This window comes from Streptomyces sp. URMC 126 (assembly GCF_051386555.1).
GTDB lineage: Bacteria > Actinomycetota > Actinomycetes > Streptomycetales > Streptomycetaceae > Streptomyces.
Window position 1 is genome coordinate 1 of record NZ_JBPQTX010000192.1, and the last position, 13721, is coordinate 13721.

Consider the following 13721-nt stretch of genomic DNA (forward strand, 5'->3'; position numbering starts at 1 on the left):
ACCCGAACCCCGCCCGGTCACGCCCTGACGGCCGTGTCCCGGGTGGGCTCCGTCTCGCCGGAGGCGGCCGGTGTCGGGGGGTGCGGCGGGTTGGGGCGGACGAGGGCCAGGACCAGGAGGCCGCCGAGGACCGCCGCGGCGGCGGACCAGAGGAAGACGGACTGGAGGCCGTCGGCGAAGGCGCGGTGGACCAGGTCCTCGGCCGCGGCCCGGTGCTCCTTCGGCGCGGCGGCGACGATGCGCTGGGCCTGGCCGCCGGCGAGGGCGGAGGCGGCACCGTGCGCGTCCGGGACGGCGCCGGAGAGGTCGGCGCGGGCGGCGTGGGTGAAGACGGCGCCCAGGACGGCGATGGCGAGGCTGGTGCCGAGCTGGCGGAAGGTGTTGACCGCGCCGGCGGCCATGCCCATCCGCCGCGGCGGCACGCTGCCGGTCGCGGCCGAGACCAGCACCGGCGTGGCGAGGCCGACACCGACCCCCGCCACGGCCAGCCCGAGCACCAGGGCCGAGCGGCCGGCGTCGGCGGACATCGCCGTGTACAGCAGGTACATGCCGACGGCGACCAGCAGCAGGCCGACGCCGATGGGCAGCCTCGGCGCGAGCCGCTGGGTGTACCGCCCGGCGAACGCGGCCACCAGGAAGGAGGCCACGGCCATCGGCGTCAGGGCCAGGCCGCTCTCCACCGGGCCGAGGCCGAGCACGGACTGCAGCCAGATGGAGACCAGGACCAGGCCGCCGAACGCGCCGCCCTGGAACAGCAGCGCGCCGCCCATCAGGCCGGCGAAGGACGGCCGGCGGAGCAGGGCCAGGTCCAGCATGGGCACCTCGCCCCGGCGTCCGGCGCGGGTCTCGGCGAGGACGAATCCGACGAGGGAGGCGGCCGTGACGGCGAACGACACCAGGACGGTGGCCGAGGTCCAGCCGGACTCGGTGCTGCGGATCAGCCCGTAGGTGAGGGCCGCCGCGGCGAGGGTGAAGGTGACGGCGCCGGGGATGTCCACCCGGGCGCGCCGCGCGTCGGTACGCGGCCGGTCGGCGCGGACGACGCGGAGGGTGAGCAGCACGGCCGCCGCGGCGATCGGCAGGTTGACGAGGAAGATCGCCTCCCAGCCGATGTGTTCGGTGAGCAGCCCGCCGAGGATGGGCCCGGCCGCCGCGGCGGCGCCGTTGACGGCACCCCAGATCCCGAAGGCCGTACCCCGGTCCCGGCCCTGGTAGGTGGCGCCGAGCAGGGCCGCCGAGGTGGCGAACATCAGGGCGCCGCCGGCGCCCTGCACCGCGCGGGCGGCGACCAGCACGCCCGCGTTCGGGGCGAGTCCGCAGCCCAGCGAGGCCAGGGCGAACAGGGTCAGGCCGACCGCGTAGAGCCGGCGGTGCCCGAAGAGGTCGGCCAGCGAGCCGGCCACCAGCAGCAGCGCGGCGAGGGACAGGGCGTAGGCGTCGACCACCCATTGGAGGGAGGAGAAGTCGGCGTGGAGGTCGTCTCCCATCTCCGGCAGGGCCACGTTCACGATGGTGACGTCCACCAGCAGGATGAAGGCGCCCAGACTCACCGCCACCAAGGGCCACCATTTGCGCATGTGCTTACTCCGTTCGTTCGGGGGCCGCGGACGGGTCGCCGCGTCGCCCCGCGACGGGAACGATCCGCCGGAAGGGCACCCTCACCCCAGCCAGGACCCATCGGGCGGTGAAATCCGACATCCTTTACCGTGGGGCGGTGGAATTCGACATCCCGTCCGGCTCCCTGCCCGACCCCCTGCCCGACTCCCCGCTCGGTACGACGCTCGCGACCGCGCTCGGCACCACGCTCGGCGCCGCGCCCGACCCGTCGCGCTCCGTGCTGCCGCCGCTCGACGCCGCCGACCACTCTCTGGTCCACGCCCTGCAGATCGACGGCCGGGCGTCGTTCCGCAGGATCGCCGAGGTGCTCGGCGTCTCCGACCAGACGGTGGCCCGCCGCTATACGCGGCTGCGGTCGGCGGGCGTCCTGCGGGTCCTGGGCCTCACCGAGCCGCTGCGCATGGGCCAGGCGCCGTGGATCGTCCGGATCCGCTGCGCGCCGAGCGCGTCCGCGCAGATCGGCGCGGCGCTGGCCCGGCGCAGGGACACCACCTGGATCAATCTGGCGGCGGGCGGCACCGAGATCACCTGCCTCGTGCGCCCCGAACGCCCCGGGGAGGACGCCCTCCTGCTGGAGAAGCTGCCGGGCACGCCACGGGTGGTGGACGTCGCGGCCCACTCCCTGCTGCACGTCTTCTTCGGTCACGACTGCAGCCTGCTGACCAAGTCGGGCCCGTTGTCCGCGGACCAGGTGGCCGCGCTCACACCCCGGGAGGCGCCGGGCGTTCCGCCCGCCGACCCGGCCCCGCCGTTCCCGGTCGGGCCGGAGGACCGCCGGATGTTCGACGTCCTCGCGCTGGACGGCCGGGCCTCCGTCGGAGAGCTCGCGACGGCCACCGGCTGGTCGCAGACCACGGTGCGGCGCCGGATGGCGGAGCTGCGGGCGGCCGGGGTGCTCTACTTCGACGTGGACTACCACCCGCGGGTGCTCCAGCGGAATTTCCGCTCCTTGCTGCGGCTGAATGTCGAGCCGTCCCGGATCGAGGAGGTCGGCAGGGCGCTCGCCTCCCACCCCGAGGTGCCCTTCGCGGCGGCGACCACCGGGGACGCCAATGTGCACGCCAGCGTCACGACGCCGGACGTCACGGCGTTCTACCGCTATCTCACCGGTCCGGTGGCGGCGCTGCCCGGGATTCTGGGCACCGGCACCGCGCCCATCCACCGCACGGTCAAGTGCTCCGGGCCGCTGTGGACTCCGGAGTGGGGGCAGTGGTGAGGCGCGCCGGATGTCGCCGGCTCGTCCGGAGGAAACGGAAGGCTCGCGGACCGGAGGTGCCGGAGACCGCGACCCCAAACCTGGTCCGGACCAATCGAAACGTCGATTTCCGGCCCACTCCCCTGACCGGCGGTCGGCGAATGTGCCGAGGGAAAATGCCGAAACCCTCCCGCCACCACGCTCCTTTCGCATACCTTCCGTCGCAACGGAGACGCCACCGGTAATCGCCCGAGGGCGGGAGAGGATTGTGTGACCGTGCCGTGCACCCGCCCGACTCCGACTCCACCGAACCCATGATGAGGCGCGCCTTGAGGCAGTTCGCCGGAAGGAGGCAGTCGATGACCGCCGCACCACCTGAAGTGCTCGCCGAGTTACAGGAGTTGCGAGTCAGGGTCCCCTATCTGACCGGGGCGATGGTGGCGAGTACGGACGGCCTGGTGATCGCCCATCTGCTCGCCAACGCGGAACCCGACGGAGTGGCCGCGCTGACCGCCGCGGCGCTGGGCGTGGGAGCCCGGCTGACGGACGCCGTCGGTCACGGCGGCTTCCGCGAACTGCTGGTCAACGGCGAGTTCGGCTACGTCGCCACCTACGCGGCGGGCACCGCCAGCGTCCTGACCCTGCTGGCCACCGCCGACGCGAACGTCGGCCGGCTCAACATCGAGGCCCGCAGGGCCTGCCCCCGCCTCGGCGCCCTGATCGACGGCGCCCTCCAGCGGCAGCGGCAGCCGTAGGAACGCGTCCCGGGTCGCGACGGACGAGCACCCCCGGAAGGGCGCCCCCTCGCTCAGCCCGCTCGCGCTTGGCCCGCTCACGCTTGGCCCGCTCGCACTCGGCCCAGCCGCGTCCCACGCGCCCCCCGCCTCCCGCCTCCCGACCGGCACTGACTCTTCTCGACACCGACCCCTCTCGACACCGAAAGCGGAATCTCATGGCCAACACCGAAATGGCACTCAAGGACGCGATGAACTCCATCGAGGGGGCCATCGGCGTCGCACTCGTCGACTACGGCAGCGGCATGGCGCTCGGCACCCTGGGCGGGTCCCAGTCCATCGACCTCAACGTCGCCGCGGCGGCCAACACCGACGTCGTACGGGCCAAGCTGCGGGCCATGGAGATGCTGAACCTCCAGGACCGCATCGAGGACATCCTCATCACGCTCGGCACCCAGTACCACCTCATACGCCTGCTCACCGGGCGCGGAGGCAACGGCCTCTTCCTGTACCTGGTCCTGGACTCCCAGCGGGCCAACCTGGCGATGGCCCGCCACCAGCTCAAGCGCATCGAGTCCGACCTGGAGGTCTGAGGCCGGCCGGCGGTCAGCGGAGGCCCGCCGGCTCCCGCTCGCCCGTCGACGGTTCGTTCACCGAAGGCTCGACGGCCGGGGGCTCGACGGCCGGTCCTTCGCCGACCGGACGTTCCTCCGCCGGCCGCTCGTCCGACAGCCGCTCGTCAGCCGACCGCTCGTCAGCGAGCCGCTCGTCCAGGAAGGCCGCGAGCTTCGTGACGAAGCCCTCCGGGTCCTCCCCGGGGGCGCCGTGCCCGGCGTCGATCTCCGCGTAGCGGCTGTCCGCGATACCGGCCAGCAGGGCCCGCTGCTGCTCGGCTCCGATGATCCGGTCGTGCGCGCTGGCCAGGACCAGGGTGGGCGCGGTGATCCGGCCCAGCAGCGCGCTCAGGTCGACCGTCAGGTCGGCCTCCGCCTGCCGGTCGGTGCCGGGGGCGATCATCCCCGAGAGCGCCTGGACCAAGTCCTCGTAGGCGGCGGCGTCGGTGTGTTCCCAGTACCGCGGGCCGAAGGCCATCAGCGGGAGCATCCGGGCGAACAGGCCGGTGCCGTGCAGGGCGTCGGCACGGAGCAGGGCGAGCCAGTAGCGGAACTCCGCCGCCATCCGGGCGTCCGTCCGGACCCACCCGGCGTGCAGCGCCAGCGACCGGACCCGGCCGGGGTGGGTGCCCGCGAGGTGCGCGGCCACCACGGCGCCCAGCGAGTGGCCCGCCAGGTGGAAGGTGCCGAACCCGGCGTCGTCGGCGGCGGCGAGCACCTCGTCGGCGAGGTCGGCGATGGTGAGGGGGCCGCCGTGGTCGGTGGTGGCACCGGATCCGGAGAGGTCGGGAGCCACCACCGTGAAGCGGTCGGCGACCGCCGCGGTCAGGGGCTGCCACTGTTCTTTGGTGGTCCCCGTGCCGTGGACGAGGACCAGGCCGGGGCCGGAGCCGGTGCGGTCGTAGGCGACGGCGGCCTCGCCGCGGGAGAGGGAGACGGTGGTGGTGGGCATGGAAGGGTGTCCGTTTCTACAGTTTCTACGGTTTGTGCGGCTTCTACGGTTTGCGCGGCTTCGGCTGTCAAAGCGGAAGAGAGGCAGGGCGCTTCACTACGCGGGAACGCCGTCCCGCATGACGGCGAGCAGGCCCCGCAGCGCCGCGTTGAAGGCGGCGGGCCGCTCCTGGTGCGCCATGTGGCCGGCACCGGCGATGACGCGGAGCTCGGCGCCGGGGGTCAGCTCGGCGCACTCCCGGGAGATCGCGACCGGGATGTGGCTGAGCTCCCCGTGGACGTAGTGGACCGGCACCCGAAGCCCCGGCAGCGCCGGGCGCGGGTCGTACGCGAGGGCCTGGTCGAACTGCCCGTCCACGAAGACCCCCGAGTCCAGGATCTGGCGGATCGTCCAGTCGGCCAGCACCGGCGAGGCGTCCGGCCCGAACCAGCCGGGGACCCAGCCCGCGAGGGTGCCCGCCCGGTCCTCGCGCAGGCCGGCGGCGAGGTCGGAGGAGGACGGTTCGAGCGTCGGCCAGTGGGCGGAGCCGTCCACCGAGACCGCCCCCGCGATCAGCTCGGGGTGGCGCAGGGCCAGTTCGAGGGCGAAGACGGCGCCGATGGACGAGCCGACGACCACGGGCCGGTCCAGCCCCAGGGCGCCGATCAGCTCCACGAGGTCGGCGACCACCGTGCCGATGTCGTTGCCCTCGGCGGGCCGGTCCGAGCGGCCGCAGCCGCGCCAGTCGACGGTCACGACGCGGTGGTCCGGGACGAATGCGGGGAGCTGGGCGCCCCACACCCGCCCGCTGGTGCCCCAGCCGTGCAGGAACAGCAGGGCCGGCCCGGTGCCCTCGTCCTCGTAGTGGAGCGTGACGCCGTTGACGTGCGCGTAGGCCATTGGGAAGCCCCTTTCCGGGCGGCCGGACGGGCGCTGCTGCCGGTCCGTCGGTGATCCCCACTCCATCGCGGCGAGCGCCCGCGACCAAGAGGCGAAGCGCGCCTACACTCATCACGAATCATGATCAGTGCGGGTGGGAGGCGGGGGCGTGGAGCTCCGGCAGTTCGAGTACTTCCTGGCGGTGGCGGAGGAGCTGCACTTCGGGCGGGCCGCCGAGCGGCTGCACATCGTGCAGTCGGCGGTGAGCCAGCAGGTGCGCCGGCTGGAGCGGGAGCTGGGCATGCCGCTCTTCGACCGGACGACCCGCGCCGTCGCCCTGACGGAGGCCGGACGCCGGCTGCTGCCGCACGCCCGTGAGGTGCTCGCCGCGCGGGAGCGGGCGAGGGCCGCCGTCGACGAGCTGCGCACCGAACGTGCGGCCACCCTGCGGCTCGGCACCAGCTCGGGGCTGGGCGCCCGGCTGGAGGCGATCCTCGACGGCTTCGCCCGGCGCGCTCCCCTGGCCCAGGTGGAACTGGTCACCGCCCCCACCGACGAACGGCTCCGGCGCGTCCGCTCGGGCGAGCTGGACGCGACCCTGCTGCGGGGCGACCGGGCGGCCCCCGGCGTGGAGTTGCTGCCGTTGTGGGAGGACGACGTGATGGTCGCGCTGCCCGCCCGGCACGACCTGGCCGTGCGCGACACGATCGCCGTGGCCGAACTGGCCGGGCTCCCCCTGCGCCTCTCCCGCCGCGAACGCAACCCCGCGCTGTACGACCTGGTGGTGCGCTCCTGCGAAGAGGCCGGTTTCGTCCCCGAGTTCGGCCCCGAGTTCACCTCGGCGCAGGACACCCTGGCGTCCATCGGTTACGGCAAGCCGTCGTGGACGGTCTTCTACGCGCCGCACGCCGACCAACTGCCGGTCCCGGGCGTGGTCTTCCGGCGGCTGCGGGATCCCGCGCCGGTCATGCGGGCGTACCTGGCGGTGCGTCCCGATCCGCCGAGGGCGGAGTTGCGGGCGCTGATCGAGGCGTGCCACCACGCCGCCGGGTGAGCGCGGCTTCCCGTCGGCGGGGCCGAAGCTCCGCACGGGAGGCGGCGATCGGGCCCGGAAGAGGCCGCCCCCCGTAATTCCGTTGGGCCCTGGACGGCCGCTCCCTAGGATGCCGCACATGATCGCACCCCGCCGGTCCGTCCTGGACCTCGTGACCCGTTACCGGCCCGCCGACGAGCGCGAGTCCGCCGCCGTCGAGCGGGTGCGCGCGCTGCTCGCCGCCGACGACGACCCCTGGGCGCGTTCCCTGCCCCTGCACCTCACCGCGACGGCGGTGATCGTGCACCGGGAGAGCCGCCGGGTGCTGCTGCGCCGGCACCCGCTGCACGGATCATGGCTGTTGGTGGGCGGGCACGGGGACCCCGGAGAGCACGATCCGCTGGGCGTGGTGTTGCGGGAGGGGCGGGAGGAGACGGCGCTGACGGACCTGGCGCCGTGGCCGGGCGGGGAGTTGGTGTACGTCGGGGTCCTGCCGGTGCCCGCGTCCGACCGGGAGCCGGCACACGAGCACGCCGACCTGCGCTTCGTCCTGACGAGCGGGACGCCGGAGGCGGCCCGTCCGGAGCATCCGGGCGCGGAGCTGCACTGGGCGGACCTGGACGAGGCACTCGGGATGGTGACCGAGGAGAACGTGCGCGAGACGCTGTCCCGGGTGCGGCCGCTGCTGGAAGGCTGACGCCCGACGCGGCGCGGGCCCGTGCGGGGGGCTGGGGGCGGCACGGATCCGGCGGGGCGCGAGTGACGTGGGTTGAGCGAAGCGGCGAGGCAGGGCGCGGGCGGCGTCGCTGACGACCGGGCCGGCACCACTAGAGCCGACGCCAAGACGCGCGCCACCGACGGGGGTGCGATGCCACTGACGGCGGTGCCAATGAGGGGCCTTGGCCGCCGCCTTGGCCGCAGTCTGGCCGCCGCCTTGGCCGGCTGAGCGGCCGGCTCAGCGGCCGGCGGCCACCGCGTGCCGCCCGCGCGACCGCTCCCCGCCGCCTGCCGCGCCGCCGTCCGCCGCGATGGCGCCTTCCCCGGTCACGCCTTCCGCCGTCGCGCCTTCCGCCGTGGCGGCTTCCGCCGACGGGCTCCCGTCGCCGACCGGCGAGGCGGTGCCGACCGACGAGGCGGTGCCGACCGACGAGGCGGTGCCGACCGACGAGGCGGTGCCGGATGACGTACCGCCGCAGCGGGACGACGCGTCCGCGCCGGACGGCATGCCGTCGGGGGACGGCGTACCGGCGCCGGCCACCCGCCGGGGCGGCCTGCGCCGCGTCGCGGCGACGGCCACGCCCAGCAGCACGACCAGCCCGCCGACGCCGGCCATCGGCGCCGGGACGTTGCCGAACAGGGCCGCGTCCAGGGCCAGGGCCGCGACGGGCACGGCGTAGAGAACCAGCGAGCTGGTGGCGGCCGTCGCGGCGCGGAGGACGCGCGACCAGGTGCAGAAGGCGAGGACGGTGCAGCCGAGGCCGAGCCAGCCGACGGCCGCCCCCTGCTGCCAGCCGGCCTCGGCCGACTGCCGTACGGCGTCCGGGACCGCGAACAGCAGGGGCAGCAGACCGAAGAGGCTGCCGTAGAAGATGCAGTCGAGGCCGGAGTAGCGGCGCAGCAGCGGCTTCTGGAGGACGAACGAGCCGGCCTGCGCGGCGGCGGCGAGGACGATCATCGCCATGCCGGCGTGCGAGCCGCCGCCGGCCCCGCCGGCCGTGGCGACGACGAGGGCTCCGCCCAGCGCCACCAGCAGGCCGACGACGCCCCGGGCGCCGGGCCGCTCCTTGAGGACCAGCATGCCGAGGAGCGTGGCGAAGACGGGCGAGGTGGCGACCAGCATGGCGGCGGTGCCGCCCTCCACGTGCCGCTCCCCCGCGTACAGCAGCAGCTGGTAGGCGGTCATCCCGGTGAGGCCGAAGCCCGCCATCCGCAGGGCGTCCGCCCGCCGCAGCCGGCTGATCCGGCCGGTGAGCGCGCAGGGGACGAGAATCGCCACGGCGCAGGCGAGCCGCAGGACGGCGATGACCGTCGGGGAGTAGCCGTCGAGGGCGACGCGGATCGCCGGGAAGGCGGACCCCCAGAGGATCGCCGTCGCGGCCATGAACGTCCAGGGAGACGTCGTGCGGCGCTCGGCCGGCATGGGAGGTCACCGCCCATCGGTAGCTGACGTGCAGAGAATCGCGGAAAGGGCCGGTGGGAGGCGGTCGTTGCCGCGCTCCCGGGCCGCTTTCGACGCTAGCGGCAATCCATCCATAAGTCGAATAATGAATTCCGTTACTGAACCCAAGGATGGCTTTGAGATGTGCCCGCCGGCGCACAGACCCCATCCGACCCGACCAGGACGCACGGAGGGGTCGAGGCTGCCCCGGACGCCCTCCCCTCCTTGGGGCGCCGACCCTCCTCGACCCGCTCAACTCCAATGATTCCAGAGAGCATTCATTCCGTCACGACCTGTAACCGGCCGGTCGAGGCGTGGTTTTGGGGTACGCGCCCCAGCGTGCGCCGTCGTGCCCCATCTGCTCAGCTGGAGGGGTGGGCGGGAACCGCCCGGGAGGAGGAGTCCGCATGACCACTGCCACCCGGTTTGCCACCCGGAACGCCACTCGGACCGATCTGGGGTCCCTGCGCGAGCTGCTGGCCGCGCCGGGCCCGTTCGCCTCCGTCTATTTCGACCGCGAAGCACGCCCCGAGCGGGCCGAGGAGGCCGGGGCCCGCTGGCGTGAACTGGCCGCCCGGCTCGCCCGGGAGGGCGCCGACGCCGCCACCGTCGACGCGCTCACGACACGCGTCATGGACGCGCTCCCCGGCACCGGCGTCCTCGCCCTCTTCGCCTCGCACGGCGAGGTGCGCCACGCCGCCGAACTGCCCGGGGGCCACCACGGCGACATCGCCGAATACGCCGACGTGCCCCACCTGTTGCCGCTGCTGGAGTGGCGGCAGGAGCACCCCGCGCACGTCGTGGCCGTCGTCGACCGCACCGGCGCCGACCTCCTCATCCATCCCGAGGGCGGCACCGAGGCGCGTCGGCGCACGGTCCAGGGGACCGACGACGAGATCCTGCGCAGCCCGGGCCTGCCGAACATGCGCTTCCAGCACCGGGCCGAGGACTCCTGGGAGCGGAACGCGAAGGTCGTCGCCGCGGCCGTGGACGAGGCGCTCTCCGAGGTGTCGGCCTCCCTGCTGCTGGTCGCCGGCGACGTCCGGGCCCGGCAGTACCTGACCAAGCACCTGCCCGCGCGGGTCCGCCGGGACGTCACCGTCGGGCACGTCAGCGGCAGCCGGTCCGCGGACGGCTCGGCGGCCGTGCGCACGGCCCGTACCGAGACGGAGGTCGCCCGGGCCGGCCACGCCCGCACCGCGGAACTGCTCCGCACGCTGGAGCATGAGCTCGCGCCCGGCGGGCACGCGGTCGAAGGGGTCCGCGCCACGCTCGACGCGCTCGCCGTCGGCCGGGTGGGGACCCTGACGGTCACCGACGACCCGCGGGACCAGCGGACCGCCTGGTTCGGCGACTCGCCCGCCGAGCTCGCCGAGCGCCGGGAGGACCTGCCGCCGGACGGCGGCGGGGAGCCCCACCAGGGGCGCCTGGCGGACGTGGCGGTCCGGGCGGCCCTGCTGACCGGCGCCGACGTGCGGGTTCTCGAACCCGGCGAGGCCCGGACCCCGGCCCAGGGCACGGGAGGCATCTGCCGCTACCCGTGACGGCCCCCGGCGCCGTGACCGTCGTGACAGCGGATCCCGACGGATCCGGACAAGCCCAGACGAGCAGGAACAAGGAGATCACCGCATGAAGGTGGCATTTCTCGTGGCCCCGGAAGGCATCGAGCAGGTCGAGCTGACCGACCCGTGGCAGGCGGTCCGCAACGCCGGCGGCACCCCGCGGCTCGTCTCCACCGAGTCGGGCAGCGTGCAGGCGTTCCACCACCTCGACAAGGCCGACACCTTCCCCGTCGACGACGTGGTGGACAAGGTGTCCGTCCAGGAGTACGACGGCCTGGTGCTCCCCGGCGGCGTGGCCAACCCGGACGCGCTGCGCATGCACGAGGGCGCCGTCTCCTTCGTCAAGGACTTCTTCGAGGCGGGCAAGCCGGTCGCGGCGATCTGCCACGCCCCGTGGACGCTGGTGGAGGCCGACGTGGTGCGCGGCCGGACCCTGACCTCCTGGCCCAGCCTGCGCACCGACATCGGCAACGCCGGCGGCACCTGGGTGGACGAGCAGGTGAAGGTGTGCACGGGCGGGCCCAACACGCTGATCACCAGCCGGAAGCCGGGCGACCTGCCGGCCTTCTGCTCGGCGTTCGTAAAGGAGTTCCGCCAGACCGCGAAGGTCTGACGGCGAAGGTCCGACCGCGAAGGTCTGACGGCGAAGGTCCGACCGCACAAGACCGCGCGAGCCCGGCCCGCGCCGGTCGGCGGCCTCCCCTCCCGTCCTGGCAGGACACAGGCGGCCGTCGGCCGAGTTGCGGCGGAGTGCGGTTCCCCTACCGTGGCCCTGTGACCGGCACATCGGATCCGCGGCCCGGTACGGGCGGACCGCTCCGCCGGCTCCTGCGCGCTCCGGGCGGGCCGGAGGCGCTGCGGCGCGCCACGTGGCTGACCGTGGCCGGCTGCGCGGGGTTCTACACGCTCGCCTACGCCTTCGGCCGGCGCGACATGGCGCTCTTCGCCATGTTCGGCGCGCTGCCCCTGATCCTCTTCTCCTCGATCCCGGGGCCGCCCCCGCGGCGTACGAGGACGGTGCTGCTGACGCTGCCCGTCGGCTGGGCGCTGGTCACCGCCGGCACCCTCCTCGCGGTCCACGACTGGACGGCGGCGCTGGGGATGCTGGTCGTGGGCTTCGTCGTCTCCCTGCTCGCGAACGGCGGGCCGCGGACGGCCGGGCCGGCGCCCGCCTTCCAGCTCTACTACGTGCTCCCGTGCTTCCCGCCGTACGCGCCGGACACCCTGCCCGCCCGCCTGGCGGGCCTCACCGTCGGCGTCCTGCTCACCGCCCTCGTGGACCGGCTGCTGTGGCGCGAGCCGCCGGCCGTCCCCTACCGGACGCTCCTCGCCGACGCCACCGAGGCCACGGCCGACTACTGCGGCGCCGTCGGGCGCCTCCTGGCGGGCGACGGCGGGGCCGCGGACGTCCGGGGCCCGCGGGAAGCGGCCGACCGGGCCCTGGCGGCGACGCTGCTGTCCGCGGTGCCGCCGACGGAACGCCCCACCTCGGCCGCGCACCGGGACCGGGCCCTCGTCCACACCCGCGCCGCGGTGCGGCATGTGCGCGACCTCCTCGACGGCATCGTCGACGACCACGGCGGGCGCGTACCGGACGCGCCCGGGCTGCTGCGGCACTGCGCGGACTCCCTGCGGCGCACCGCCTCGTCGTTGCGCACTGACGGCCCGCCGCCGCGTACGAACGGCTCGTCGCCGCGTACGGACGGCTCGTCGGCACACCTGGACGTCCGGGTTCCGGAGAGCGGCGACGATCTGTCCGCCGTGCTGACCGCGTTCGACGAGGAGCGGGCCCGGGGGCTCGACCGGGCCACGGCCGAACGGCTGCGTCAGGACGCCGTGGTCCGCCGGGTGGTGGAAGGGACTCTCGTGGCGTGCGAGGCGGGGCGGCTGGCGGCCGGCGGCCGGTTGTCCGCCGTCTGGGACTATCCGGGCAGCCCCTTCGCGTACGCGGGCGTCGGCACCGCGGCGTGGTGGTGGCACCGGCTGACCGTGCGCCTTGCGCCGACGTCCGTCCTGTTCCGGAACGCCGTCCGGCTCTCCCTCGCCCTGGCCGGCGCCCGGTTCCTGGTCGGCGCCCTGGAACTGCCGCACGGCTTCTGGGTGCTGCTGACGATCCTCAGCCTCATGCGCACCTCCGCGGCCGACACCCGTGCCGCGCTGGTCCCCGGCGTCGTCGGGACGGTCGTGGGCGGCGCCCTCGCCACCGGGATGCTGCTCGCCGCGGACGGCACGACCGTCTTCTACGCGGCCTTCACCCCCCTCTTCCTGCTCGTGGGCCTGACCGTGGGCCCGGTGCTCGGCCCCGCGTGGACCCAGGGCGTGGTGACCATCGCCCTCGTCCTGGTCTTCGGGCAGGTGGGGCCGCCCGACTGGGACCTGCCCGCCGTCCGGCTGCTCACCGTCCTGCTCGGCGGGGGGATCGGCGCGGTGGCGAGCCTGCTCGCCTGGCCCCGGGGGGCGGCCGGACAACTGCGGCACGACATCGCCCGCTCCCTGACCCGGGCCGCCGCGGCGTGCCCGGCCGTGACCGACCGGCTGGTCCGCCCGCACGACGGCGGCGTGGAGGAGCTGGCGGCGGCGCGGCGGGCCCTGTTCCTCGCACAGGGGACGTACCTCCAGTACCACATGGAGGCGGCCTCACGGGACGGCCGGAACCCGCCCTGGGAAGCGTTCATGCTGCCCGTGTACGAGGCGGTCGGCGGTGGCTCCCTGATGCTCGCCCGGCGCCGGGACGGCGACCGCCCGCCGCTGCCACCCGCCGCCGGCGCGGAGCTGGCGGGGCTGGCCGGACGGGCGGCGGCCGAGTGCCTGGCGGCCGCAGAGGCCCTCCGCTCGGGGCGGGGGCCCGGCCCCGGCCCCGGCCGCCCACCGTGTGCCGAGGCGTCCGGGGCTCTGCGCTGGGCGGCCGGGCACACGTCACCGGCCACGGCGTCCGACGTCCTGCTGATCGCCGACGCGGAGGCCTGGCTGGCGGGAGTGGTCCGCGACGCGGGCGGGG

General features: G+C 74.9%; 12 protein-coding genes. 8 read left to right on the forward strand and 4 right to left on the reverse strand.

Annotation, left to right across the window (positions count from 1 at the left end; genetic code table 11):
• Positions 1-17 precede the first annotated feature (17 nt).
• Positions 18-1577, reverse strand: a complete 1560-nt coding sequence (locus ACSNOK_RS21850) for an MFS transporter (RefSeq protein WP_436782433.1) — start codon at positions 1575-1577, stop codon at positions 18-20.
• A gap of 257 nt (positions 1578-1834) precedes the next feature.
• Here ACSNOK_RS21850 and ACSNOK_RS21855 point away from each other — a divergent pair, with 257 nt between their 5' ends.
• The 3 genes from ACSNOK_RS21855 to ACSNOK_RS21865 all read left to right on the forward strand — a co-directional run bounded on the left by ACSNOK_RS21855 (position 1835) and on the right by ACSNOK_RS21865 (position 4139).
• Positions 1835-2833, forward strand: coding sequence for an Lrp/AsnC family transcriptional regulator (locus tag ACSNOK_RS21855; RefSeq protein WP_436782443.1), 999 nt, complete (start codon positions 1835-1837; stop codon positions 2831-2833).
• A 338-nt stretch (positions 2834-3171) separates the two neighbouring features.
• A complete protein-coding gene (locus ACSNOK_RS21860; RefSeq protein WP_051072525.1) occupies positions 3172-3567 on the forward strand; it encodes a roadblock/LC7 domain-containing protein in 396 nt (131 codons plus the stop codon).
• A gap of 197 nt (positions 3568-3764) precedes the next feature.
• Complete coding sequence (locus ACSNOK_RS21865; protein WP_436782434.1) at positions 3765-4139, forward strand: hypothetical protein; 375 nt, start codon at positions 3765-3767, stop codon at positions 4137-4139.
• A gap of 13 nt (positions 4140-4152) precedes the next feature.
• Here ACSNOK_RS21865 and ACSNOK_RS21870 read toward each other — a convergent pair whose 3' ends face one another.
• Both ACSNOK_RS21870 and ACSNOK_RS21875 read right to left on the reverse strand, forming a co-directional pair.
• A complete protein-coding gene (locus tag ACSNOK_RS21870) occupies positions 4153-5112 on the reverse strand; it encodes an alpha/beta fold hydrolase (protein WP_436782435.1) in 960 nt (319 codons plus the stop codon).
• Between the two features lie 96 nt (positions 5113-5208).
• Positions 5209-5991 carry an alpha/beta fold hydrolase gene (locus ACSNOK_RS21875; protein WP_436782436.1) on the reverse strand — a complete coding sequence of 261 codons (783 nt, stop codon included), beginning with the start codon at positions 5989-5991 and terminating at the stop codon, positions 5209-5211.
• Between the two features lie 148 nt (positions 5992-6139).
• Here ACSNOK_RS21875 and ACSNOK_RS21880 point away from each other — a divergent pair, with 148 nt between their 5' ends.
• Together ACSNOK_RS21880 and ACSNOK_RS21885 are read left to right on the forward strand one after the other, a co-directional pair.
• Positions 6140-7024 carry a LysR family transcriptional regulator gene (locus ACSNOK_RS21880; RefSeq protein ID WP_436782437.1) on the forward strand — a complete coding sequence of 295 codons (885 nt, stop codon included), beginning with the start codon at positions 6140-6142 and terminating at the stop codon, positions 7022-7024.
• A 118-nt stretch (positions 7025-7142) separates the two neighbouring features.
• Positions 7143-7700, forward strand: coding sequence for an NUDIX hydrolase (locus tag ACSNOK_RS21885; RefSeq protein WP_436782438.1), 558 nt, complete (start codon positions 7143-7145; stop codon positions 7698-7700).
• A 258-nt stretch (positions 7701-7958) separates the two neighbouring features.
• Here ACSNOK_RS21885 and ACSNOK_RS21890 read toward each other — a convergent pair whose 3' ends face one another.
• On the reverse strand, positions 7959-9143 hold the full coding sequence (locus tag ACSNOK_RS21890) for a DMT family transporter (RefSeq protein ID WP_436782439.1): 1185 nt from the start codon (positions 9141-9143) through the stop codon (positions 7959-7961).
• A gap of 425 nt (positions 9144-9568) precedes the next feature.
• Here ACSNOK_RS21890 and ACSNOK_RS21895 point away from each other — a divergent pair, with 425 nt between their 5' ends.
• The 3 genes from ACSNOK_RS21895 to ACSNOK_RS21905 all read left to right on the forward strand — a co-directional run.
• Entirely contained in the window at positions 9569-10705 is a 1137-nt protein-coding gene (locus tag ACSNOK_RS21895) for a hypothetical protein (RefSeq protein ID WP_436782440.1), read from the forward strand.
• Positions 10706-10790: 85 nt separating this feature from the next.
• Positions 10791-11336 (forward strand): type 1 glutamine amidotransferase domain-containing protein, encoded by a 546-nt coding sequence (locus ACSNOK_RS21900; RefSeq protein WP_436782441.1) that lies wholly within the window; start codon positions 10791-10793, stop codon positions 11334-11336.
• Positions 11337-11497: 161 nt separating this feature from the next.
• On the forward strand, positions 11498-13721 hold a 2224-nt coding region (locus ACSNOK_RS21905; RefSeq protein ID WP_436782442.1), incomplete at its 3' end, for an FUSC family protein.